The organism is Carboxylicivirga sediminis (assembly GCF_018156225.1).
Classification (GTDB): domain Bacteria; phylum Bacteroidota; class Bacteroidia; order Bacteroidales; family Marinilabiliaceae; genus Carboxylicivirga; species Carboxylicivirga sediminis.
This window is the reverse complement of the sequence record NZ_JAGTAR010000025.1, coordinates 1-23,972: the sequence shown is the minus strand read 5'-3', so window position 1 is coordinate 23,972 and position 23,972 is coordinate 1. Positions and strand designations below refer to the sequence as shown.

Annotated in this window: 20 protein-coding genes and 1 pseudogene; 5 read left to right on the top strand and 16 right to left on the bottom strand. The window is 42.1% G+C overall.

The genetic code is table 11. The features are described from left to right. Window positions 1-106 precede the first annotated feature (106 nt). Window positions 107-931, top strand: a complete 825-nt coding sequence (locus KDU71_RS15430) for an FKBP-type peptidyl-prolyl cis-trans isomerase (RefSeq protein ID WP_212191992.1) — start codon at window positions 107-109, stop codon at window positions 929-931. Window positions 932-1,030: 99 nt separating this feature from the next. On the opposite strand, the gene KDU71_RS15425 is transcribed toward KDU71_RS15430, so the two are convergent. From KDU71_RS15425 to rho, 16 genes are all read right to left on the bottom strand, one after another. Further along, window positions 1,031-2,665, bottom strand: coding sequence for a dipeptidase (locus tag KDU71_RS15425; protein WP_212191991.1), 1,635 nt, complete (start codon window positions 2,663-2,665; stop codon window positions 1,031-1,033). 29 nt (window positions 2,666-2,694) lie between these two features. Further along, on the bottom strand, window positions 2,695-3,735 hold the full coding sequence (locus KDU71_RS15420) for a proline racemase family protein (RefSeq protein ID WP_212191990.1): 1,041 nt from the start codon (window positions 3,733-3,735) through the stop codon (window positions 2,695-2,697). A gap of 190 nt (window positions 3,736-3,925) precedes the next feature. Then, on the bottom strand, window positions 3,926-4,888 hold the full coding sequence (locus KDU71_RS15415) for an ornithine cyclodeaminase family protein (RefSeq protein WP_212191989.1): 963 nt from the start codon (window positions 4,886-4,888) through the stop codon (window positions 3,926-3,928). A gap of 9 nt (window positions 4,889-4,897) precedes the next feature. Beyond that, complete coding sequence (locus tag KDU71_RS15410) at window positions 4,898-6,289, bottom strand: aminopeptidase P family protein (protein WP_212191988.1); 1,392 nt, start codon at window positions 6,287-6,289, stop codon at window positions 4,898-4,900. Window positions 6,290-6,301: 12 nt separating this feature from the next. Next, window positions 6,302-8,566: a S9 family peptidase gene (locus tag KDU71_RS15405; RefSeq protein WP_212191987.1), complete on the bottom strand. Its 2,265-nt coding sequence runs from the start codon at window positions 8,564-8,566 to the stop codon at window positions 6,302-6,304. 124 nt (window positions 8,567-8,690) lie between these two features. Then, window positions 8,691-8,840: a hypothetical protein gene (locus KDU71_RS15400; protein ID WP_212191986.1), complete on the bottom strand. Its 150-nt coding sequence runs from the start codon at window positions 8,838-8,840 to the stop codon at window positions 8,691-8,693. 105 nt (window positions 8,841-8,945) lie between these two features. Next, a complete protein-coding gene (locus KDU71_RS15395) occupies window positions 8,946-9,509 on the bottom strand; it encodes a TlpA family protein disulfide reductase (protein ID WP_212191985.1) in 564 nt (187 codons plus the stop codon). 13 nt (window positions 9,510-9,522) lie between these two features. Next, entirely contained in the window at window positions 9,523-10,248 is a 726-nt protein-coding gene (locus KDU71_RS15390) for a hypothetical protein (RefSeq protein WP_212191984.1), read from the bottom strand. A 1-nt stretch (window position 10,249) separates the two neighbouring features. Continuing rightward, a complete protein-coding gene (locus KDU71_RS15385) occupies window positions 10,250-10,954 on the bottom strand; it encodes an ATP-binding cassette domain-containing protein (RefSeq protein ID WP_212191983.1) in 705 nt (234 codons plus the stop codon). Next, window positions 10,941-12,512, bottom strand: coding sequence for a carboxypeptidase-like regulatory domain-containing protein (locus KDU71_RS15380; RefSeq protein ID WP_212191982.1), 1,572 nt, complete (start codon window positions 12,510-12,512; stop codon window positions 10,941-10,943). Before KDU71_RS15380 ends, KDU71_RS15385 begins: the two co-directional genes overlap by 14 nt. Beyond that, entirely contained in the window at window positions 12,509-13,453 is a 945-nt protein-coding gene (locus tag KDU71_RS15375; RefSeq protein WP_212191981.1) for a FecR family protein, read from the bottom strand. Before KDU71_RS15375 ends, KDU71_RS15380 begins: the two co-directional genes overlap by 4 nt. A gap of 39 nt (window positions 13,454-13,492) precedes the next feature. Further along, the gene (locus KDU71_RS15370) at window positions 13,493-14,095 is read right to left on the bottom strand and encodes an RNA polymerase sigma factor (RefSeq protein WP_212191980.1); all 603 of its coding nucleotides are present in this window, start codon (window positions 14,093-14,095) and stop codon (window positions 13,493-13,495) included. A 96-nt stretch (window positions 14,096-14,191) separates the two neighbouring features. Further along, a complete protein-coding gene (locus KDU71_RS15365) occupies window positions 14,192-14,677 on the bottom strand; it encodes a hypothetical protein (protein ID WP_212191979.1) in 486 nt (161 codons plus the stop codon). Window positions 14,678-14,708: 31 nt separating this feature from the next. Next, the gene (locus KDU71_RS15360; protein WP_212191978.1) at window positions 14,709-17,924 is read right to left on the bottom strand and encodes a sensor histidine kinase; all 3,216 of its coding nucleotides are present in this window, start codon (window positions 17,922-17,924) and stop codon (window positions 14,709-14,711) included. A 193-nt stretch (window positions 17,925-18,117) separates the two neighbouring features. Continuing rightward, complete coding sequence (locus KDU71_RS15355; protein ID WP_212191977.1) at window positions 18,118-18,666, bottom strand: DJ-1 family glyoxalase III; 549 nt, start codon at window positions 18,664-18,666, stop codon at window positions 18,118-18,120. Between the two features lie 150 nt (window positions 18,667-18,816). After that, window positions 18,817-20,553: a transcription termination factor Rho gene (gene rho / locus KDU71_RS15350; protein ID WP_212191976.1), complete on the bottom strand. Its 1,737-nt coding sequence runs from the start codon at window positions 20,551-20,553 to the stop codon at window positions 18,817-18,819. Between the two features lie 293 nt (window positions 20,554-20,846). On the opposite strand from rho, the gene KDU71_RS15345 reads away from it, so the two are divergent. The 4 genes and pseudogenes from KDU71_RS15345 to KDU71_RS15330 all read left to right on the top strand — a co-directional run. Then, on the top strand, window positions 20,847-21,713 hold the full coding sequence (locus KDU71_RS15345; protein ID WP_212191975.1) for a sigma-70 family RNA polymerase sigma factor: 867 nt from the start codon (window positions 20,847-20,849) through the stop codon (window positions 21,711-21,713). Window positions 21,714-21,798: 85 nt separating this feature from the next. Beyond that, a complete protein-coding gene (gene rpe / locus KDU71_RS15340) occupies window positions 21,799-22,455 on the top strand; it encodes a ribulose-phosphate 3-epimerase (protein WP_212191974.1) in 657 nt (218 codons plus the stop codon). 94 nt (window positions 22,456-22,549) lie between these two features. Next, the gene (locus KDU71_RS15335; protein WP_212191973.1) at window positions 22,550-23,284 is read left to right on the top strand and encodes a class I SAM-dependent methyltransferase; all 735 of its coding nucleotides are present in this window, start codon (window positions 22,550-22,552) and stop codon (window positions 23,282-23,284) included. A gap of 136 nt (window positions 23,285-23,420) precedes the next feature. Continuing rightward, window positions 23,421-23,972, top strand: a pseudogene (locus KDU71_RS15330) (hypothetical protein); the annotation flags it as partial.

Here is a 23,972-nt window from a genome sequence, read left to right as displayed (position 1 = left end):
ATTTTCTAACTTAATCAGGTGTGATGAATGGCATTTGCTTCAGCTTCGTTTGAAAGCCGGCATGCGATGAGTGGCACCTGGCCAATGTAAACTAAATAATTAACAGATGAAAGTAACAAATCTACTAGCTGCCTTTACTTTAATCATTATGGTATTGGCTTCGTGTACAAAAGTTCCGAACACAGGAAAAATGGATTTTGCAGACCAGACAGATAGTGTGAGCTATGCACTGGGTTATCTTCAGGCTGCTAATTTAAAGAAGCAATTTGATCGTTGGCCATTAGAGGTTGATTCTGTTGCCATGAGGGATTTTGCGAAGGTGATGGCCAAGCAGGAAATCAATAAGGCTAACCTTGAGCACCTGAAAGGGATGTTCAATGACATTAGTGAAGATGCCTTTATGAGAGGTTTCCTTAATGAATTCGTCTACAACAAAAATCCTTATTTTACCGAGATGACAGCTGATGTTTATCTGCGTAAGGTGATGGAGGAAATCCGTAAGGTGAAAGATGCTGAACGAGCCGAGAAGGCGGCAGCTAACTTAACTGAAGGACAGAAGTTTTTGGAAGAAAATGGCAAGCGTCCTGAAGTAAAGACAACCGAATCGGGTTTACAGTACGAAGTGCTGGAAGAAGGTAATGGAACGGTGGCTACTACCAGCGATCGTGTGAAGTGTCAGTACCACGGAACATTGTTGGACGGTACCGTATTCGATAGTTCAGTAGAGCGTAAGGATACAGCTCAGTTTGCTGTAACAGGTGTTATCAAAGGCTGGACTGAGGCTTTGCAATTGATGCCTGAAGGAAGTAAGTGGCGTTTATACATTCCGGCTGACCTGGCTTATGGTGAGCGTGGTTCGGGTGCTAAAATAGGTCCTAATGCAACGCTTATCTTCGACCTTGATTTGATTGAAGTAGTGAAGAAGAAATAATATTACACTTCGTGTAAAAAATAAAAATAGGCTTTGAGCATTGCTCAAAGCCTATTTTTATTTTAGCTATCAGCCATTAGCTAACAGCTATTAGCTCTTTTAAATTCCTTGCTTATTATTGGTAAACTCCGAAATCAGGTCCAGCTTCAGCTCCTTAAAGAGTTGATGTACTTCATTCATCCGGTCAATGGTTAACTGGGTCAGGTAGGCTTGTGCTTTTTTAGGACTCTTTGTCAGTAACTCCTGCGCTTTTGCATCTACATCTGCCTGTTCGGCAAAGAAACGGGCTTCCATTGGATCGCGCTTCTCCAGCACCTTTTTGTGGGCATCCTGCCAGCGCAGGTACATCAGGTTATCCACAAAGTCCACAGCCCAACGTATGCTGTTCTCCTGATAGTAGGCCGGGTTATATACCTTGTAACACTCGGCCACATCGGTAGCACCCGTATAAATGGGTACATAAGCACTGGTGTAGGCATTATCCACATAAAACCAATAGATACCACCCACTTCATCGGGCAGCCAGCCACGTAACTGGGCCACCATGCCGTATTCGCCACGGGCGCGCGCCACATTACGTCGGCTGTTAATGTTCATGACACGACGCATTTCCAGGGTTGGGAAAGGCGTGGCAAAGGCACTTTTTGTCAGTTGTCCTTCTTCGTTGGGGTAATACCAGGCCTGGGCATTCTCTTTGTCGTAGATGGTGCCTTCGAAGGTGGAGCGCTGAAAGGCCATCACGTCCTGCACCGATAGTTTTTTCTCTGGTTTAACCGAGAAAGGGTAGATGGAAAGCGGCTCAACATACTGCGTGTACTGGTTTTCGCCTTCCCATACCGAGTTGGTAAAGCGGTCGGGCCACTCGGTATAGTTAGGTGCAAAGGTGGCATAAAACAGCCAGAAGCGTGAGGTTGACCATTCTCGTGGAATGGGTGAGTAGGCCTCCTGCCAGATAAACGGACGGCCTGATGCCGGGTTGTACCAGCCACGGTCAATGGCCTCCTGCATGTAGTTGGATGAAGCGCGGAAATTAGCTGTATCCTCCAGGTCAATTTGCTTGATGATGCTCCAATTTGGGATGATCATAGCATGGTCGTCGGGTACGCGCTGGGCTGCCCAGATACAGCCAGGCTTACCGCTGTCTTTCTTCCAATCATTTCCCACACTAAATACCTCCAGTACCCAAATCTCTTCGGTATCGGCAATCACCAACGATTCACTCTCGTCCACACACGATGGCAGAAAACCATAGGTTTCCAACAGGCCGGTAATGAGTTGTAAAGCGTCCTGTGCAGTGGTGCAGCGTTGCAGGGCAAAGGCCTGTGCCTGTTCAATGGTCATTATTTGTTCGCATATGGAACGGTCCACCATCAGCTCGGGGCGTTGGCTCAGTGTACTCTCACCAATGGCCAGCTGCCTGGAATTAATTTGCGGGTAGGCCGTTTGAAAATAGGTGTGTGTTTGCTCCACCTGTGGAATGTGGCCTATCACCTCACCATAGTCGCCCAACGGACGACCCGACTCAACCATGCCCCAATAAACAGGAGCTTTCTCTCCAGCCTTAAATTGTTGGCCAGGCACCAGGTGCAGACGGCAATCCGGGCCGGCATCGGTATGAGATACAATAACCGAACCATCGGCCGATGCTTTTTTACCAATGGCAATAACGGTGCAGGCATACAAATGGCTATACCCGGCAATGAATACTAATAAGATAGATATAAGATGCTTCATGATTATATTTTTAACTGTTTATCACTTGTTTAGCGGAAGATAAAGCCTTCCTTCAATGGGTCGTTTGGATCAAACCAAAATTCATTTTTGCCGGTCAGGTGAGCGGTGCCGCTAACCTCGGGTATAACAGCCTGGTGGGGGCCGTAGGTCGTTGTTTCGGTTACCATCACATCCATGGTTGTGCCCAATATGCTTTCGATGGTAATACGTTCACCTGTTTTTAATTCGCCTTTGGCATGATGAAATGCTGCACGTGCACTTACCCCCGAACCGGTGGATGAACGGTCTACCTCGCCCTCGGCAAAGATGCAGACATTACGGCTGTGATGCCTGGGGTTATTGGGTTTGCCGGTAAAGATGGTTCCATATAAAAAACTGAGATCCTCTTCAAAGGGATGTTTAATGGCGTAGTGTTCCATCACTGCATATTTGATACGTCGTCCCCAGTCAATAAGCTGGTTATAATCACTCTCCTTCATGCCAATGCCCAGCTTATCGGCATCCACAAAGGCATAAAAAGCACCGCCATAGGCCACATCAAAGGTGACATCACCAATTCCTTCCACATGTATCGTCTCGTCTTTCATGAGCAGGAAGGAGGGGACATTCAGGAACGAAACTTTTTCAACCCAGCCATTGTTCCGATAAGCTTTAGCGCGGATTAATCCCGGAGGGGCATCAATCACCAGCTCTGGTTCATGGCCTTCTTTTTCGATCATACCCGTATCAAACACCAGTTTGGTAAGGGCGATGATGGCATGGCCACACATGGTACTGTAGCCCTCGTTGTGCAGAAAGAATGTGCCGAAATCGGCATTGGGTGTGATGGGTTCGGTGATTATGGCCCCATACATATCGGCATGGCCGCGTGGCTCAAATAGGGTGCCCGTGCGGATATAGTCCAGTTCATCTCTGAAATAGCGCCGTTTCTCCAGTATGTTTTGACCGTTTATTGGAGGTAAGCCTCCGTAAAGTACGCGCAGGGGTTCGCCACCTGTATGTAAATCAACGGATTGTATGCGGAGCCAATCTTTGGGCGGATGCCAGCTCCAGTTAGTAAGGTTGATCATTTGTTTTTTATTAGTTGGTTAGCTATTAGGCAGAGGGCAGAAGGCAGAAGGCAGAAGGTAGAAGGTAGAAGTTAGTGCCTGGTGCTTGGTGCACTGTGCACCAGACACTGAATAATTTATACCATGTAGCCGAACTGTTATCTGCATTTTCTGCGCACCATGCACCTCGCACCGTGCACTATATCATCTGCTATAAAGACACTTCTTCACCCAAATCACCCTCGCGTACTTTTTCGTACACCAGTTTGGCTGCAAATAAATCGAAGGTACCTTCACCTACGGTTTTAAAAAGGCGCGTCTCTCTGAAACCCAATGCTCCCGGTTCGTTTAAGAGTAGTGAGATGTGTTTAATCTGCTCGGGGCTAACCAGGTGGTTGCTGAGCGGAAAGAGCAAATCACCACTTTCTGTTTTACCGTGTTCGGCATCAATCCATACACTATCGATTAATCGGAAGATGGACTCTGGTATCTCCCTCATATCAGGCTTATAGGAACCAACACAAATAAAACACTTGCCAACTATCAAATCTTCCAGGTTGGGTATCACCGGTTCCGGGGAAGTGGTAGCTGTTACCACTACCTCGCTGTTAACGACTACCTGTTGGGCATCTTCACACAGTGCCACATCTACATTGGGGCATTTTTCGGTCATAAAACTGATAAAGTCACCAATCACCTGCGGGGAACGATCATATACATACACCCGCTCAAAGTCGCGCGCGTGACAGGCCATCCAGGCAATGTGGCGGCCTTGTGCACCGCCACCGATAATGCCCAGTGTAGTTGCCAGTGGATCGGATAAATGACGAATACCTACACAGGCTACAGCTGCAGTGCGCATGGCGGTAAGCTTGGCACCATTAAACAGTGCCAGTGCTTCGCCGGTAGCACCATCGTTGAGCAAAACTGTGCCGTTAATCACTGCTTTTCCATGATGGCTGTTGCCCGGAAAAACAGATACCAGCTTGGTGGCAAACATATCAGGCCCCACAGCAGGCATCAGCAATAGTGTGTTGTCATTGATGTCAACATGCATGCGGTTGGGGGTGAAATAATCCTGGTCGGCCGCTGCTTTTAAGGCCAGTTCCATGATGTCTGTCCACAAAGTAGGGGTGGCAGCCTGCTCAATAACCTGTGAAGATAAAATTCGCATAAATCGGATTTAAAAAGCTTTTAATCGCTCTTGTTCAACATCTTCGATGGTTTTTGGCAGGGGCTTACCTAACAATCGGTATCCTTGTCCGGTTATCAGAAAATCCTCCTCATTGCGGCAACCACCAAAATCTTTGTATTCTTCAAGTTTATCGAAATTTAAGAACTCTGTCAAATGTTTTTCCGATTTCCATTTGTCAATTAACTGTGGGATAAAGTAAATACCCGGTTCGATGGTGAGTACAAAACCTGGCTCTAGCTTGCGTCCAAGACGCAGTGATTTCATACCAAACTGTGTGCTTTTTGCCTCATTGTGGTAGCCAACATATTGTTCGCCCAAATCCTCCATGTCGTGCACATCCAGTCCCATCATATGCCCAAGCCCGCAGGGGAAGAACATGGCATGAGCGCCACACATAACGGCATCGTCAATATTACCTTTGGCAAAGCCCAGGTCTTTCATGCCTTGCATCACCACACGTGCCGACTCCAGGTAAATCTCTTTAAAGGCCACTCCGGGCTTAAGCATCGATATGGCTTTTTCATGCGAGTTTAAAGCTACCTGGTAAATGTCTTTCTGGCGTGGTGTAAAGGTTTTGGATACCGGGAAGGTGCTTGACATATCACCGGCATAGCCCATGGAGGTTTCGGCTCCGGCATCCAGTAAAAATAATTGGCCTTCCTTCAGGGTGTTGCCGTGGTAATGGTTGTGCAATGTTTGTCCGTTGATGGTGGCAATAACCGGGAAAGAGATACCGCCATCTTCAGCCAGAGCAATACGTTCCACTTCAGCAGCAATCTGCGCCTCAGTAATACCCGGACGAGCCATGCGCATGGCAGCCAGGTGCATATCTACTGTGGTGTTCACCGCTTTTTCTATTTCAACAATTTCTTCGGCTGATTTGTAGTTGCGCTGTTTAATAACGGCCAGGACCAGCTCCAGCGAAGCTTTTTCTTTTACTTCTGAGGGCTGAATACTCAACCATTCCAGTAGCTTAATCTTACTTTCGCCACGGTAAACGGGCAAAAAATGGATGGGGCGTTCGGCCGCTTTGGCTTTTTCCAGTGTTTTTAACAGTTCTGCTGTGGTGCCGGTTTGTTGCACGCCACATGTGGTAGCGCGTTGGGCAATGGTAGGCTGGTTGCCCATCCACACAATGTGATCAATGGTGTAGTCATCACCATAAATGGCTGATTCTCCATACTCAGCATCTACCACCCCAACTAAATCGGGGTGATTCAATCCGAAGAAATAGAGGAAGTTGCTGTCCTGACGAAAGCGGTAGGTGTTGTCGGCATAGTTCATCGGACTTTCGGTGTTGCCAATAAACAGGAGCAGTCCTTTGTCAACATCCTGGGCCAATTGCTGGCGGCGTTTGATATAGGTGTTTTTACTAAACATATGGTATTGGTGTTATTTTATTTGATAATTTTTAGGTGGTTGGATGCCGTGCAGGTGCTTCACAAAGAAATCCCAACGTTTTCGAATCAGGTACTTATCGTAATACACCTGGCTGTGGTCTTTATTAGGGATAAGCAACAATTCAAAATCTTTATTGGCTTTAATCAACTCAGCTGCCAGTCGCATAGATGCGGTTGGATTCACGTTCTGATCCTGGTCGCCATGCACCAGCAGCAAGTTTCCTTGCAGTTTTTTGGCGTGAGTGTAATTGCTCTGCTCGTCGTAGTTTTTACCTGCCGGATAGCCCATGTATAATTCGGGCCACCATGCCTTGGCAGAGCGATGATCATGATTGCCGGCAGTTGCTACACCCACCTTATAAAACTCAGGATAGGCCAGCAGGGCACGTGCTGCATCATAACCCCCTGCCGAGTGCCCGAAAATACCAACGCGGGTAGAATCTATCCATGGATATTGACCGGCCAGTGTTTTAATGGCTATCATTTTATCTGGTCCTCCAATGTCGCCCAGGTTTTTATACGATACATCATGAAAGGCTTTGGAACGAAAGGCGGAACCCATGCCATCGATATTGACCATTACAAAACCAAGCTGGGTCATGGGTGTATCATCGTTAGACAAACCGCGGTAAAATGTTTTGGGGGCACGTATGGTTTGCGGGCCGCTGTAGGTGCCTTCAATCAACGGATATTTTTGATTGGGATTAAAATTATTGGGCTTGAATAATACACCGTAAATATCAGTCTTGCCATCGCGCCCTTTTACTTTAAATGGTTCTGGTTTTTGCCAGCCCATGGCAATTATCTCGGAGATATCACCCTGCTCAAGCTGTGCCATCACGCGGCCATCTTTACTGCGTCTTAGTACAGCTATGTTAGGCTCTTCAACGGTTGAGTAGTTGTCAACAAAATAGTCTCCCTTTGTGCTGAAGAAAACCGAGTGGTGCGCAGCTTCATGCGTTAGTTGTGTAAGGCCTGTTCCATCAAACCGGATAGAGTAGAGCAGGGGATAGTAAGGATCGATGTCAGGCTCTATACCACCTGCCGTGAAATAGATGCGTTGTGATTTCTCATCAATGTGTTCGATGCCTCGCACTACATATGTGCCTTTTGTTACTTGATTGATGACCTGGCCTGTTTGCTGATTGATGCGGTAAATATGCTGCCAGCCATCGCGCTCCGATAGCCACAGCAGTTCGTTGGATGCATCAAGTACTCTAAGGTCATTGGTGTTGGGGTCAACATAAGTGGCAGCACTTTCTGTAAAAACGGTACGCACCTGGCTGCTGGCAGCTGTTACTTCGTATATATCCACCGATTGGTAACCTCTGACAAAGCTGACCTGGTAGGCTCTGCTGCCATCCTTTGTCCAGTTGAAGCCATAGGCCAAAAAAGTAGCTTTAGCTGGTATATCGATTAGCTGGTAGCTGTTTTTTTCAACGTCTATAAGAATATATTCAACGGTTGGTACAATGCTGTCGCCGGCAATGGGTCGCTCATATTCACGTACTTCGGCACGATGACCTTCATCTGGTAATACTTTGTACAGGTACAAGTTGCGTGCTTCTCTTCTGTCGTATTTACCAGCAATAATGTATTTACTGTCGGGGCTCCAGCTGATGTTTAGCTCTAAAGGGTGGTCGCTTTCCAACTCAATATTTTTAGTGGAATACCACGATGGAGAAACACCGTAGCCATATGCTCGTGAGCCGTCTTGGGTCACTTGTACCGAATCGTTTCCTGTTTTAAGCCAGATATTATAATCATGCACAACAGCTGTTTTTGCTTTATCCGGAGAAGTCGATGCCAGTTGCAGAGTTTTTTTACTATCAATCTTTTGCAACGTATTCTGCTTAATCTGGTAGCTGTATTTTTGCGTTTCTACTTTAAATGTAAGTGTGTTGCCGGTTTTATCCACTTTTATGGAGGCAATGGGCAGTTTATAGGGCTCTACTGTCTTATCAAGCTCGGTAGCCAATAGCTTAGCCAGCTTTTGTTGATCGAAAAGCGCTGATTTCGATCCGTTTTTCATCTGGCATTTGATGTATTCAGTACCATTCTTGGTGTTAATGGAATACCAGAAGAATTGGGCATCCTTCACCCATTGCGGATTGACCCATGAGCGGTAATACTTTTTGGTAATGTTGGACGAGATAAAAGCTTCAGCTCGCTGATAATCTGTTGTGTCGATGCTAACCTGGCCTATTGCCGAGGCCAGATTGCATGCAACACATAAAAGAAAAAGAATCTTCTTCATTGGTTTTGATTTACTTATAAACAGTTTAGTTTGTTATAGACCATTGCATGTACCAATCCAGGCACATGTTTATTGGGAGATGGCGTATACCATCAAATCATCAGAAGTACTTAAATCAGGGATATCAAAAAATCCAGCATTCAAACAGGCCCATGCCGAAACGGCCGTACAGGCTAATTAATGCGATGGATGAGATAGTAAAATGCAATGTAAAGTGCCCCTTAAGTGCCAGGCGCTTTGTGGTAACAGTTTTATATGCTGTCAGTTGATTCATTGCATCTTTGTCTTTGAGAATCGCAATGTAATAAATTCAAATTATTTCGGCGCATCAGGTACCGAAAAAAATACGAAAACTGATATATAACATGAAAATGAAAGCTTACGGATGTGTCATCAAACATTTCTTCAAAGCATGCTCCAGCTCAACAAGTGCTTCATCGCTATAGCCTGCGTTAAAAAAAGTAAGCTCACCATTGCTAATGATAATATTTGTTGGCAGGTGTTGAGGCTTTTGTCCGGTTTTGTGCGTTTCATTTGGATTCAGCTCAAAAAGGTAGTTCATTAGCTGCTTTTGGTTGTGCAGGTGAAAGTAGATAAAATCATTCTTCTGGTAATCCATCCACTCCACTACATCTTTTTCTTTTTCACCATTGATGGCTAAAAACAGGACTCCATCCTCCTCGTACTTATCAACCAGTTGGTTGAGGTGGGGAATTTCTTTCATGCAGGGTGGGCACCAGGTGGCCCACAGGTTAATTACATAGATGCGATTGTTGGATTCATCAGCCAGGAATTCATCTTGTTCCAGGATGCATCGAAGTGGTTCATCAATTGTTTCATATTGACGGAAGATGGCTGATTGCTGCCATCGGGCAATGACATTGCTTGTGATTAGCAGGATGCTGAAAATGGCGGAAATGGACAAGGGCAGTAGTCTGTTCATGATGAGGTGAGTATCAGAATGATTTTTTTAGTATGGATTGGTGAAGAATAAGGAGCGTACTGCAAACATAGAAGGAAATGATAATTAGGCTTGTAGTACTTAGGATAGTATCGCCAATTATTAGTTTTAATCCGGCTAAGGGGGTGTAACTGAAAAGTGTAGTGTCCATTCCCTTGTTGGCATAACCTACCAGCCACGATTCGATTAACCAATAAAAGAGAAAAGGCAGGACCATGATGTTACCAGGTCTGAAGAAGCCAATCAACAGGCCAATATTTCCAAGAGCAAACAGGAACAGACAATGTGCTGTGAAGCTATTGAAATTTAGGTGAAGGACCAATTGCCATGGTCGGATATCGAAGAATATGCCAGCTATTGAAGCTGCAATGTAGTTGATAAAAAGAATAAGTAGCAGGTAAAAAGTAATTTGAAACTGGCAATGCAAAAAGAGCTTTGGACGTGACAGACCAAAACTCAGCAGACTCCTGTAATAACCTGAATTAGTTAAGTGGCTAACCATTTGTATGATAAACAGGGTAAAAAACAGGCCCGTTAAGGTGGAGGTCATGGCCCGTTTACCAATGTGCTGAGCCAGGGTGCTATCCGATAGGTGATCATTACTTCCGCTCCATAATTGCAATAGTGACAAAAAGAGGAATAAAATGAATAAAATGATAAAATTGATAGCTGTTCTCCAGGTTGTAAGTAGATGTAATTCAAAGGTGAAGTAGTTTCTCATGTTATTCAGGTATGTGATTAGGCGTTGGTTTTTCGAGCCACGATATGATGCTCGAAGTACTATTTATCTCCTTATTTGGAGGTGTGAGTATCTTTTTAATTTCACCCATTTCCATAATAATTACTTGTTCAACAGTATTGGAGAGTTCCGCTAATATGTGTGTCGACAGAAGAATGAGTTTATTCTGTGATAACAGTGTTGTGATGAGCTGTTTCAATTTTTGAATGCCCAGTGGGTCGAGGCCATTAAAAGGTTCATCCCATATATAAACGGATGGATTACCCAATAGGGAGGTAATTAATGATAAGCGCTTAATCATACCAACAGATAGTGCACCAAAAGGCTTATCGATGGCTTCGTGAAGGTCCCAGAATTTAAGCCAATAATAGACATCTTCTTCTGTGGTTTCTTTAATTCGCCGGGCAATGTCCAATATTTGCCTGACACAAATTTGTGGGGCGTTGGTAAACGGTTCTATTGAACAGCCAATTAGTGAGCGATATACCTCAATATTGTTAGTGTTATTGATAAAAATGCTTCCTTGCTGAATAGGGTATAAGCCGCAGATAATATTAAACAAGGTTGATTTTCCACAACCATTGGCACCGGCAAATACATACAATCCCGATGGTTTGGTGGTTAACGATAGGTCACGTATAATTGGCTGTTTGCTGATTGTGTGGCTAAGTTGGTCAATCTTTAACATAGCTGGTACTGTTTTCAATGAATTGCAATTCCAGAGATTTTTCCCATTCCAGGTCTTCAATGGCTTTACCGGGTAATGGCTTTTGTTTTATCATGCTGTAGTTCTCCCAAAAATCCGGGTTGTACGGGTAATTGGTTTCATAAGAGTTTTCATGGTGATCCAACATGCTTTTGTTAGAGATACGTTGACGCTCCTGGCGTTCTGTCACAACATTGGTAATCACTAGCAGGGTTTCAGCCCATTGGCGGTGTTTGATGACTTTGTCCTTATCGTCAGCATCCGGGTTTTCGAAAATAAAATTCTTGGCGTTGGTTGGGGCAATATCGCTAATGTATTTGAGATAATACTTGCCCTCTATTTTTTGATAGCTTATTACGGATTGATCAATAATGCCGTTTTTTATCCCATATTTGGCATTATTATGCTTAGGAATTAATCTAAAGAGGTATTCCATCTTATGAATGCCGTAATCGTTGGCATCAATATAAATATAGCCTCCATGAAACGATTGCTTATTTTCTGAAGCCCTTTTGCCATTGGGATATAAGGCATCATATTCAAATTGGACCTTGTAAACCTTGATGGTATCCAGCCACATCGCTCCTTCAAATTCATATCGGAAAGTTTCATAGTCTGTCAGTGGTTGATACCACCATTCATTTTTATAGGCTCTCACAGGATTATTATATGCCATGTAAAACATATTGCGATGACCACCATGTATCATTTTCTCCATCTTCTCATAGGCCCATTTGTACTTGGCAGACATGGGTACTAAGTAGTTCTGACTTTTTCTGACTTCTATAACTTTTATTTTGGTAGTAGATGTTGGCATGTCAATGCCTTTGTCTTCAACAAGCAAGGCGGCTTCAATAAGTTGCACAAAGGTTGAGTCACGGAATCCGGTTCGTCGATAGAAGGCATCCATTTGAGCTTTTTTGCGATGAAAATTCCGTTTGATACGTTTAGAAGCGATACGCACCAGGTCTTCGGCAGTGTTACCGTTAGGTAGCACTAAGACCTCATTTAAATTATAGGGTTTCGGACGTATGGGTATAATTAAATTAAGGGAATCTGTTTTGGGAATAAAGATGCTTGTATCGGCATAGCCCAGGCTTGAGAAATCGAGTTTGAAGCCTGCTAAGAGCGATGGGATGTTTAACTCAAATTCACCCTCAGAATTGGTAATCGAGCCGGTTCCCCAGTCTTGTTGCGAAATATGGGCGAAAGGTTGTGGTTCGCCTGAAAACAGGTCAATAAGTGTTCCACTTATTTTAATGGTTTGTGCTCTTGGGTTGGTAACTATCAGGCATTGACCTTTTTGCTGTATGTTGAGGTGGTATTTTAAAGCCAGCATTTCAATGTAGTCATCAAAGGCCATTGAATCACTTGTTGGATAGATTGTTTTTTGCAGGTTGACCAAATCTTCGCTGTAGGTGAGTTGGAGGTTATTCAGTCGTGCTATACTATCCAGATAGAAATGGGTTGTTTTTTGTGCATTTGATGTGAACGCAAAAGCGCATATCAAAACGCAGATTGTTAATTGCTTTATTTTCATAATGAAAGGGAAAAGGAGGTTGATTCTTTAATGAGTTTTAGGTTTAGTGTAAGGGCAATAATCTCAAGTGCAGTTAGTGGCTCTGTTTCATTTATCTGTCCACTGAAGCGTAGTTTGGCTATTTGTTTTTGTTTCAATGATATGTGAATATTGTAATAGGCCTCAAGTTCTTTGGTTACTTCATTGAGTGGCGTATTTTTGAAAATTAAAGTTTTGGTGGCCCAGCTTGAGGCATTCAGGTTTGGTTGCAGACTGATGGTGTATTCGTCGTTTACCATACTTATCATTTCACCAGGGGCTAAATGTAATGGCTGACTAAACCATTGCTTTGCTTTAAATACCACCTTGCCTTCGTCAAGGAACAGTTGAAGTGCGTGTGTCGGTTCATCACAGAGTGTAAATTTAGTGCCTAAAACAGTGGTTGCTCCATGCTGTGTTTCAACAGTAAATGGCTGTGAAGTATTGTGATGGACATTAAACCAGGCTTTTCCAATAAGTTTAATTGTTCTTTTGGTTGAACTGAATTCCGGCGGATACACTACCGTACTTCCTTTAGCCAATATAACGGTTGTGCTATCAGGTAAGGTGATTGATTGCTGCTGTTGAGCAGTTAATTGAATAGTTTGTGTTTGACTGCTTAATAGTTTATAAGCAATGCCGCTCAAGAGGATGCAAATGATTAACGCTGCCACAGAACTAACCTGTCTGATAAGCCTGCGACGAGTAATTCTCTTGTGCACAGCTATCAGAGCCTCATCTGTTCTGACTGTAAAAAGGTTGTGCCTGCTGCCTGTATTTTGCCAAATGAATTTAAATGCTTTGACAAATGATTTGTTTTCGGGTGCTTGGGCTTGCCATTGTTCAAGTGTGCTTTTCTCGTCTTTAGAAATGGAGGCGTCAAGTTCGGCAATAATACTATCAATTGGAGGCTGCTTCTGCATTCTGTTTTTCTTATAAGAGAAGCGCCAGTAGTAAAACCCCTAAAGATTATCAATAAAAAATAAAATAATAAGCTGTTTTATGTGTGGTTTAAGCTGTATGCGCAATCTGTTTATGGCTATTGTGAGTTGATTTTCAACTGTTTTTACTGAAATGCTCAGGTAATCTGCAATTTCACTATTAGTGAGTCCTTCATATCGGCGCATCAGAAATATTTGGCGGCATTTTTCAGGTAATTGGTTGACCGCAGATTGAATTACAGGCCGAAAGGCCTCCCAATTCTCTGCTTCTTCAATCGGTATGTCGGAAGGCATATTAATGGCGTATTCACTTTCATGTAACACTCGGGTACGCCTGTTTTTAAGCTGCAGTATGCACTGGTTATAAGTTGCTTTAAAAAGGTATGATTTTACATTGCTGACTGTTGTACTATGCTTTTTCTTTTCCCATAGTCTAACAAATACATCTTGTACCGACTCTTCGGCATCGGATTCTTCGCGTGTAATGGTTAGTGCAAATCTGCAAAGTATTGGATAATATAAGTTGAAGAGTTTGTCAAATGCAGATATGTCTCCATTAACTAGTGCATTGAATAATTGAATATCGTTAGGATTAGAGGTCATGATTTTTGTTGTGTCAATCAAAAATACATTATTTTTTTAGTATTGAGACCGCTTCCTTAAATGTAAAAAGGCTCCTGCATTAGCAAGAGCCTTCATCTATTTTTTTACTTGGACACTTTAAAACGTGTACCGAAGACTCAATGATAGTCCCATGCTGAAATGTTGATTAGTTGATCCAAACCCGAAAAGTGGCATCGAGTCAATACTCATATTTAGAGGCACTTCAACAAAATTGTATTCAATACCAATTTGTCCTCCCAATCCAAGGTAGGCACCTGAGTCACCACTTCCGTCGTATTTACTGTTATAACTCCACGAACCCAATGACGCAGCAGGGCCAGCGTACCAGTTAAAGCCATTTTCTATGGCCCATACCCACTGGTAGGCACCAGCCAGAATAAAACCATTACCATCGTTATTGGAGTGGAATCCAAGGTCTGCTTCAATGCGGTTGTAGTTCGACAGACCATATTGATACGTTACCTGCGAACCGAAGGTATTACCACCACCCAGCCTAGCCCCAAGAGCATGCTGATTTTTTACTTGTCCAAAAGCTGTCATCCCTAGCAGGCAAACAGCCAGTAAAATAAAACACTTCTTCATTTCTAAAATTAAGGTTAATAAACTACTTCACTTAGGATTTGGCTTTTTGCTGCGGTATTTCCATGTTGAAAAGGGCTCCTTGTCCAACATCAGATTCAACCCATATTTTACCATTGTGCTCATTAATAGCCATCTTGCAAAAGCTTAATCCTAATCCATTAGAGTTGGCCTGGCCCGATTTCTTGGTGTCAATCTGCTGATAAAGGTCAAATATACTTTCCTGAAACTTTTTTGATATACCTGGACCTTCATCCTGCACCGACAAAAGTAGTGTTTTTTCTGATGCATCAGGTTTCAATTGGCCCCTGAGTATGATTTTACCATTTACCTGGCTGTATTTGATGGCATTGGTCAGCAGGTTAATGTACACACGTCTTAGTATGTCTTTATCTACCTGTACTATAATTGAGTTAGTCAGGTTGATTATCTCTATTTGATTGTCTTTCAGTAAGAATCGAACTTCGTCAATGGCTTCGTTAGCCAGCTGTCGTATATCGCATTGTTGGTAAAACAGTTGAAGCGAGTGTGTTTCGTATCTGCGTACATCCAGTATATTCTCTACCAGGCAAAGCATCTGTCGGCTGGCACTATTAATAGGCTCAAAGTACTCCGCTTCATTCAGCGATGACAGACCTATTATTCCGTTTAATGGATTTTTAAGGTCGTGTACAATCATATTGATAATATTTTCCTTGAATGATTCCAACTTTTTGTTTTTAGCCAATATTTCCTGCAGTTCTGTCTTTTGTCGTTCAAGCCGTTCTTTTTGACTTAAGAGCGTGGCTGTTCTTTCGGTCACTTTCTCCTGCAGAAGCCTTTGGGTTTTTTTGTATTCTCTTACACGCATCAGGTGTAGTGCTAAAATGATGCCGGTGATTATTACAAAAAGTGCGATATAGATCCAGACAGAGTGCCACCAGGGCGACATCTTCTGTATTAGCAGATGTTTTGCAGAACTTTCAATAAGCTGATTATTGACGCCGCTTATAGGGTAAATGCTTAACTTATATCTGCCGGGTTTCATATTCAGAAAAGCAATTTCACCATCAGTATAAAACAGTTTACTGTCTTTTTTACCGTTTTTAAGGGTATAGGCTACTTTCTTATTATCTGCAGATTTGTAATCAATTGTTGTTGCAGTAACACTGAAAAGATCAATGTGAGATGGAATGGTAAGCTTTGAGATATAATTAACTTGCTGTTGCAGTGGTTCCTCGCCATTGTAGGTATCGCCTGGTTTAACAGACCTGTTATAAACTTTAAATTCACTAATGAATAGTGATGTATTGGCGATGTTTGACTTGTATTGTTGTGGCGAAACAGCATTAAAACCGTTGGTTCCTCCAAATAAAAAATTGTCGTTGGAGAGTTTGAAAAAGGAGCCAGGTAAAAATTCTCTATCCTGAATATTTATGCTAGTGACTTTTTCAAGCGTCTTACTCTGTCTGTAATAACGGTAAAGCCCTGTTGAGCTGCTTAACCACAACGCATGTTCATCGTCTTCAATTATGCCGTAAACATCCATGTTACTTAGGTCATCGCTGATTGGAATAAAATCCTGAATATCATTAGAATATTCAAATACACCTTTATTGGTGGCTAAAAAGATAGTAGAGTCGTTGGTCAGACAGCTACTATAGCATATGGTAGATATAACAGCGTTGAACATCTGTCCAGTACCAGATGATGTATTAATGCGGATGACACCTTTTCCAGTACTTGATAGCCAAATGTTTTGACTATCAATTATTTCTATGTGCAGAAAGTCAAGTAGCTCATATTTATCCTGGTAAACGACCTTGATTTTCTCAAAGTTAGTGCCATCAAACTTATAAACACCTCCATCAACCGTGGCAACATAGTTAATAGTATCATTGTACGTTTTTAGATCGCGAACAAAATTGCTTTCAAGTGCACTGTTGGTCTTGTTGTAATTAATGATCTTATTCTTTTTTAGATCGATGCTGTACAGTCCATTATTATAGGTGCCCGCATATACTATTGATAATTCAGTGTTGGTTGATAAAGAGGTAATCGGGTAGTCTTTAAGCAAGCGAAGTGCTTTTCGGTATACCTGAGATTGTGTGATGCTGGTAAGATTTGCATCAAGAATTGCCAGTCCGTTTTCAGTTCCAACCCAAATGTATTGATTGAAGTCTTTGGCAAAACAGTTAACGTTTTTATTGGGGATTAGTTGGTCTTTATCATTGGGCGATATATGACGGATGCCATCGTCTTTTAAATAGGTTTTACTAAATCCATCTTTGTAGTAACCAATCCACAAAATCCCATCTTCATCCAGGTATAAACTCTCTGTTTGATTACTGAATAGAGCATCATTATTTTTTGATGCTTTTATTACTTGTGTATCCAGGTTATCTGGATTGATAATAATGAGGCCACCACCATCAGAACTAATAAATATGCCAAATTCGTGGTTGTAAATAATATCAGAAATGCTGGCGCTGGTTAATGCTTTTTTCAGTTGATTAGGTATTGGTATGGGCTGAAAGTGCTCGTCAAGTATGAATAATCCCAAATAGGCTGTCCCAATCCAATAGCGCCCTAAATGGTCTTTGGTTACTTTTGTTATGTTTTTGAGAGGTACATTTATTTCTGCCACCTTCTTGTACGCACCGCTTTGCGTGTTAAGCTCAATAATTTCACCATTATCAGTAAATGCCAATAGCAAATGTTCATATTTCTGGATGACAGCTCTTATGTCGGCCGAGTTTCTTGATAGAACTTCTGTAAATGTGTAATGGAAGAAATGACCATTGCCGCTGGTTTGGCAGAGTCCGAAATTGGTCCCTACCCATAAATAGTCGTCAAATACTTCCAGGCAATTGATGTAATTATCACTAATGGTTGTGTTGGATAATTCTTCAGCACCCCGGTAATGTGTGTATTCTCCATTCTCAATATTAACACTAAAAAGTCCATCACCCCATGTGCCGGCCCACAGGGTATTATCTTTAAATTCAGTTATAGCAGTGATACTCGTATTGGTAGCACCCGCAGAGTCGGTGAAGAAGTGGCTTAAAGGAATAAACTCATGACCGGTAAATAAATCAACGCCTTTTGCCGTGCCTATCCAAACTAAATGATTATCACTCTTATAAAAGCAGGATACGGTGCTGCTTGATAATCCATCATCAAGGTGGTAGCTCCTGAACTTTTTAGTAACACCGGCTACCTGAATGCTGAATAATAACAGTAAGATTATAAAGTAGGCTTGTGGGCGCATTTTGAGTTGCTTTAATAAATCGAATAGAGCATTAGATTCAGCTTAACAAATCAATAGCCAATTTAACTATTGATAACTATTTTGGGTAATTGTTTGGCACGCTAATTGGAATATTCTTGTCAGATTTTTTTTCATAGATTTGGGTTAGGTTATTGAATAGGACATGAGCAACGGCTTTATGTCCTATTCTTTTTTATTGAACTAACATTTTTTGTCCCAATCTGTTCGCTGTATCTTTATCAATCAATTCTTCTACAAGAACTAAAGAGAATTTCATAGCACTGCCTATCCCGCTGGCAGTAATGTATCTCCCGTCTTTAACGACTGGTTGTTTAGTGTAAATGGCTTCTTTCAGATGTTTCTCAAATCCTGGATAGCAAACCGCTTTTTTACCGGCTAATAACCCCAGTTCACCAAGAATCATTGGGGCTGCACAAATGGCACCAATCAGTTTTTTATGAGCGTTAAAATCTAAGATTACCTTTTTTAGGCCATCATGAGTCATCAGATTAGAAGTACCAGGCATACCTCCAGGTAGCAGCAGCGCGTCAAAGTTCGAATAGCTGATTTCATCAAATAAAAAATCTGCACTTACGGTGATGGCATGTGCTCCTTCAACCTGCTTGCTTTGGCAGATTGATACGGTTGTTACCTCTATGTTGGCTCTTCGGAGAACGTCTACCGGGGTTAGTGCTTCAACTTCCTCAAAGCCTTCGGCCAAAAACAAAACTACTTTTTTCATTGGGGATATGTGTTTATATCAAGTCAATACAAAATTAAGCAAAGCAAGGGAAGAAAGGAAGCTTTTATAAAAATGCAGTTAGGATTGTGCAAAAAGAAAGCGGGATTTCAATCGAAATCCCGCTTAATGCTATTATAGAAAATAGAAGGTCTAATTATCATTCATTGATATCAGGAACTCTTCATTTGATTTTGTTTTTTTCATCCTGTCGTGCAGGAACTCCATAGCTTCAACTGCTGTCATATCCGACAGGTAGTTACGCAGAATCCAGATGCGGTTCATCATGTCTGGCTCGATCAACAGATCTTCACGACGCGTGCTTGACAGATTGACATCCACAGCAGGGAATATACGCTTGTTCGACAGGCGACGGTCTAGTTGTAATTCCATGTTACCCGTTCCCTTAAATTCTTCGAATATCACTTCATCCATCTTAGAACCTGTTTCGGTAAGTGCAGTAGCAATGATAGTTAATGAACCACCATTTTCGATGTTACGCGCGGCACCAAAGAATCGTTTAGGACGGTGTAATGCATTGGCATCAACACCACCAGATAATACTTTACCTGAGGCAGGTGATACAGTATTGTAGGCGCGTGCCAGACGCGTAATAGAATCAAGTAAAACAACCACATCGTGGCCACACTCAACCATGCGCTTAGCTTTCTCCAATACAATGTTAGCAACCTTTACATGGCGTTCGGCCGGTTCGTCAAAAGTAGATGATACTACCTCGGCATTAACGCTACGTGCCATGTCAGTTACCTCTTCAGGACGCTCGTCAATCAGCAGGATAATCATATACACTTCAGGGTGATTGGCTGCAATGGCATTGGCCACGTCCTTCAATAGTACCGTTTTACCTGTTTTAGGCTGCGCAACAATTAGTCCGCGCTGTCCTTTACCAATAGGTGAGAACATGTCAACAACACGTGAAGAAAGGTTGGCTTTCGGTCCTGTTGTTAAATCGAATTTCTCATCAGGGAAGATAGGTGTCAAATGATCAAATGGCACACGATCGCGCACAAATGCAGGCTGACGACCATTGATTTGCTCAACCTTGATAAGTGGGAAGTATTTCTCTCCCTCTTTAGGTGGGCGAATGGTTCCTAAAACACTATCACCGGTTTTCAAACCGAATAATTTGATTTGCGATTGCGACACGTAAATGTCATCTGGCGAGTTTAGGTAGTTGTAATCCGACGAGCGCAGAAAACCATATCCATCCGGCATAATCTCTAATACACCTGAAGCTGAAATAATACCTTCAAACTCATATTGCTTGTCATCTTTGCGCTCTTGCTGACGGCGGTTGTCGCGCCCTTTATCATTTTGAAAGCGACGTTTGTTGCTGTCATCCTGCTGACGGTTATCGCGCTGGCGATTATCCTTATCATCACGACGCTTAAACTCACGTGGTGCTTCTTCTTTTTCTTCTGCAGGAGCTGCCGTTTCTGCTTTTACAACTTTTTCTTCTTCCACTTTTGGTGCAGCAGCTTTTGGTTTAGCTTCTCTTTTTACCTCTTTAGCTTGCTGCTCCTTTTTGGTCTCTTTAGGCTGTTCTTTTTCTGCTGGTTTAGCTTCTTTCGCAGGTTTCTCTTCCTTTTCGGCTATAGCATTGGCTGCTTCTGCCACTTTTGATTGCACCGATGAGGCAATTGGGCCATCGTTACGTTGAGTGCGCGGGCGTTTGGTGCGTGCTTTCTTATCTGCAGGTTTATCCTTTTTAGGTTTTTTATCACTTGATACCTGAATAGCTTGTTCATCAAGGATTTTATATACCAAGTCCTGCTTTTTAAATGACTCAACGCGTTTTACGTTAAGTTCTTTCGCTATTTGACGCAATTCGGTCAAAAGCTTCTTATTAAGTTCTAGTATATCATACATAAGTAATGTAACTTATTTAGGAAAATCTTCTGAATTAGATTTTGTAATTGAATTTTACTTGAAAGTTAAATTAGGATTGACCACCTGACAGGCGTCAACTTATTGATGCAAATCTAGGGAAAGTTTGTTGACGTGCAAAAAAAAATCATCAAATTAATGAGAATGTTGTATTAATTTAATTGTCAATCACTTTGTCAGTCACAAAAAAAAATGCATTTTTAAAGTAACAAAAACAATTAAACCGAAATCTGCGTTGTTCTAAAATAGGTATACTTAAATATAACTGATTCGATATGAGACAACTCAAAATTACCAAACAGGTTACCAATCGGGAAACGCCTTCTTTAGACAAATACCTTCATGAAATAGGGAAGGTGAAGCTACTTAACGCAGATGAAGAAGTTGTTTTGGCAAAAAAAATAAGGCAAGGTGATAACAAGGCCCTTGAGCGACTTATTAATGCTAACCTTCGTTTTGTGGTATCTGTCTCCAAGCAATATCAGAATCAGGGACTGAGTTTACCCGATTTAATCAATGAAGGTAACCTTGGGCTTATAAAAGCAGCCCAACGTTTTGATGAAACGCGAGGATTTAAGTTTATCAGTTATGCTGTGTGGTGGATACGCCAATCAATACTACAAGCTTTGGCAGAACAGGCTCGGATAGTGCGCCTGCCTCTCAATAAAATAGGTTCCATCAATAAGGTTAGTAATGCTTTCTCTCGGTTAGAGCAGGATTTTCAGCGTGAGCCAACTGCTGACGAAATTGCTAAGGTATTGGAAATTGCACCCAAAGAGGTGAAGGAAGCATTAAAGGTGTCGTCGCGACATGTATCCATGGATGCGCCTTTGAAAAAGGATGAGGATAACACCTTGTATGATGTGCTTTTATCCAACGACTCCTTAAGTCCGGATACTCATTTGCTCGATGACTCCCTCAGGCAGGAGATTGAACGATCTTTGGCTACACTTTCAACACGAGAGTCAGATATTATTAAACTGTATTATGGATTAAGTGGTGAGCCACCCTATTCTCTGGAGGAAATTGGTAAATTATTTAACCTGACCAGAGAGCGGGTGCGTCAAATAAAAGAGAAAGCCATTAAGCGACTTAAGAATACCTACAGAAGTAAAATACTACGCTCTTTCCTGGGGCAATAGATAAAAGTGTTAATTATCATATCAGTATAAAGGAATGTGTTGTATTTTTGCAACACATTTTTTATTGATTAGAGAACTGTTTACAATGAAACATTTAATTGCTCCATCCTTATTAGCTGCAGATTTTAGTAATCTTAAGAAAGATGTTGAAATGCTCAACAGAAGTGAAGCTGACTGGTTTCACCTGGATATAATGGATGGTGTTTTTGTGCCTAATATCTCCTTTGGTATTCCAATTTTAGAAGCTATTAAGCCTTTGGCTGAAAAGCCTTTTGATGTGCACTTGATGATTGTGCAACCCGAAAGGTATATTGAGACGTTTAAAAAGGCAGGAGCTGACCTGTTTAATGTGCACTACGAGGCAAGTACGCATTTACACAGAACGGTTCAAACCATTCATGCCAATGACATGAAAGCAGGTGTAACTCTGAACCCTCATACTCCCGTTAGTGTTCTTGAAGACATTGTGAGTGAGCTGGATTTGGTGCTCCTTATGTCAGTAAATCCCGGATTTGGAGGACAAAAGTATATTGAAAACACATACAACAAGGTCGAGCAGCTTAAAGAGCTCGTTCTACGTAAAAATAGTCGGGCGCTTATTCAGGTTGATGGTGGTGTTGATAATACCAATGCAGCACAATTGGTGGAGAAAGGAGCTGATGTGTTAGTGGCAGGAAGTTATGTTTTTAAATCTGCGAATCCTGAGCAGACCATTGCTGGATTAAAGAATTTATCGTTTTAGCGATTCATTATAATATACAAGAAAAGGTGGATGGTTTTAAGTCCGCCTTTTTTGGGCTTGTAAGGGCTGTATTGAATTATTACTTTTGTGCCTTATGGAAAGCAGTACAACAGATTCGAACTATAATGACCCGCTTGGTGAGGCAGCACTTGCCTATCTGGCAGGGAAAAGAAATCTCAAGATTAAAGTGCAATCGAATATCGTAGAAGACGACGTTATTCCCGTGGATTACCTGTTCAGGCAATTCAATGAAATGCCTGTTTTGGAGCAACAAGCTATCCTTCATTGTCGGGGAAGTGTGCTGGATATTGGTGGTGGCGTTGGTTCGCATGCCCTGGAGTTGCAAAAGAAAGGATTGAATGTCACCATGCTTGATGTTTCGCATGGATGTTGTCTGGCAGCTAAGCAAAGAGGGGTGAAAAACATAATAAATGATGACTTCTATTCATTGACATCTGAACAGGGATATGATACATTGTTGCTGATGATGAACGGAATAGGATTAGCCGCAGCTATTGAGCATTTGCCGGTTTTCTTCGAACAGATAAAAAAGTTGTTAAATCCGGGCGGCCAGGTTATCCTTGATAGTTCAGATCTGCGCTACTTATACATGGACGAGGATAGTTACTGCGATTTGCCTGATGAGCAATATTATGGCGAGGTGATGTACACTATGACTTTCAGGCAGCATAAAACGATACCATTTGAGTGGCTGTTTATTGACTCAGCTTTGTTGGCAGCAAAAGCTAAAGAAAATGGGTTTAGTTTTGAGAAGATGGCGGATGGTCATCATTATGATTATCTGGCACGCTTGCAACTTATCACATGAAATTAACCGATAATAACCCTAAATGAAGTTTTTGTCAAAGAATCTGGCTGAAAGGGTTATTGAACAGAAGTTGTTAATGTTAATACGATGGATTTTAGTATCTTTCGAATTGTTCGTCTATGAAAAATAATAGGTTATGAGATATTGTTACACGCTATTGAACTTACTCATTTTGCTGTCAATATTTGCATTTGCAAATGGGCAGAGTTATACAAGTGGTTATCCTAACATTACGGATGTTACTTCTTCAGGAGGTAGAGCTGTTACTAATACCACATCAAATGATTACGATACTTACTATATTATACAATCAGATGGCGTTGCGGCCCCTACTATAAGACAGGTTAAAAGAGGAGAAGATGGAACTGGAACTGCAGCTGTCGTTAGTGGTAGTTTCTGGGGATCGGCATCAGGGACTGAGTTTTTTGAAAACTTTACAGGGCTCAACTCCTCAACGAACTATGATGCATATTTTGTAACTTATGATTGGAATACTGCAACGGATATTGAAACGACCACTCCTACCTTAGTGTCATTTATAACCGCATCTGCACCTCCTGCTATAACGAGTTATTTACCATTGCAGGATGCCGTTGATGTAGCACTCGATGATGCGCTGACGCTGACTTTCGATAAGGATATTCAATTTGGAGCAGGTCCACAGGTAATTCGTATACGCAGGGTGTCT

What these genes read in the sequence shown, in the direction of transcription:
- KDU71_RS15430 (WP_212191992.1), top strand. Translation starts at nt 107, where the DNA reads ATGAAAGTAACAAATCTACTAGCTGCCTTTACTTTAATCATTATGGTA.
- KDU71_RS15425 (WP_212191991.1), bottom strand. Translation starts at nt 2,665, where the DNA reads ATGAAGCATCTTATATCTATCTTATTAGTATTCATTGCCGGGTATAGC.
- KDU71_RS15420 (WP_212191990.1), bottom strand. Translation starts at nt 3,735, where the DNA reads ATGATCAACCTTACTAACTGGAGCTGGCATCCGCCCAAAGATTGGCTC.
- KDU71_RS15415 (WP_212191989.1), bottom strand. Translation starts at nt 4,888, where the DNA reads ATGCGAATTTTATCTTCACAGGTTATTGAGCAGGCTGCCACCCCTACT.
- KDU71_RS15410 (WP_212191988.1), bottom strand. Translation starts at nt 6,289, where the DNA reads ATGTTTAGTAAAAACACCTATATCAAACGCCGCCAGCAATTGGCCCAG.
- KDU71_RS15405 (WP_212191987.1), bottom strand. Translation starts at nt 8,566, where the DNA reads ATGAAGAAGATTCTTTTTCTTTTATGTGTTGCATGCAATCTGGCCTCG.
- KDU71_RS15400 (WP_212191986.1), bottom strand. Translation starts at nt 8,840, where the DNA reads ATGAATCAACTGACAGCATATAAAACTGTTACCACAAAGCGCCTGGCA.
- KDU71_RS15395 (WP_212191985.1), bottom strand. Translation starts at nt 9,509, where the DNA reads ATGAACAGACTACTGCCCTTGTCCATTTCCGCCATTTTCAGCATCCTG.
- KDU71_RS15390 (WP_212191984.1), bottom strand. Translation starts at nt 10,248, where the DNA reads ATGAGAAACTACTTCACCTTTGAATTACATCTACTTACAACCTGGAGA.
- KDU71_RS15385 (WP_212191983.1), bottom strand. Translation starts at nt 10,954, where the DNA reads ATGTTAAAGATTGACCAACTTAGCCACACAATCAGCAAACAGCCAATT.
- KDU71_RS15380 (WP_212191982.1), bottom strand. Translation starts at nt 12,512, where the DNA reads ATGAAAATAAAGCAATTAACAATCTGCGTTTTGATATGCGCTTTTGCG.
- KDU71_RS15375 (WP_212191981.1), bottom strand. Translation starts at nt 13,453, where the DNA reads ATGCAGAAGCAGCCTCCAATTGATAGTATTATTGCCGAACTTGACGCC.
- KDU71_RS15365 (WP_212191979.1), bottom strand. Translation starts at nt 14,677, where the DNA reads ATGAAGAAGTGTTTTATTTTACTGGCTGTTTGCCTGCTAGGGATGACA.
- KDU71_RS15360 (WP_212191978.1), bottom strand. Translation starts at nt 17,924, where the DNA reads ATGCGCCCACAAGCCTACTTTATAATCTTACTGTTATTATTCAGCATT.
- KDU71_RS15355 (WP_212191977.1), bottom strand. Translation starts at nt 18,666, where the DNA reads ATGAAAAAAGTAGTTTTGTTTTTGGCCGAAGGCTTTGAGGAAGTTGAA.
- rho (WP_212191976.1), bottom strand. Translation starts at nt 20,553, where the DNA reads ATGTATGATATACTAGAACTTAATAAGAAGCTTTTGACCGAATTGCGT.
- KDU71_RS15345 (WP_212191975.1), top strand. Translation starts at nt 20,847, where the DNA reads ATGAGACAACTCAAAATTACCAAACAGGTTACCAATCGGGAAACGCCT.
- rpe (WP_212191974.1), top strand. Translation starts at nt 21,799, where the DNA reads ATGAAACATTTAATTGCTCCATCCTTATTAGCTGCAGATTTTAGTAAT.
- KDU71_RS15335 (WP_212191973.1), top strand. Translation starts at nt 22,550, where the DNA reads ATGGAAAGCAGTACAACAGATTCGAACTATAATGACCCGCTTGGTGAG.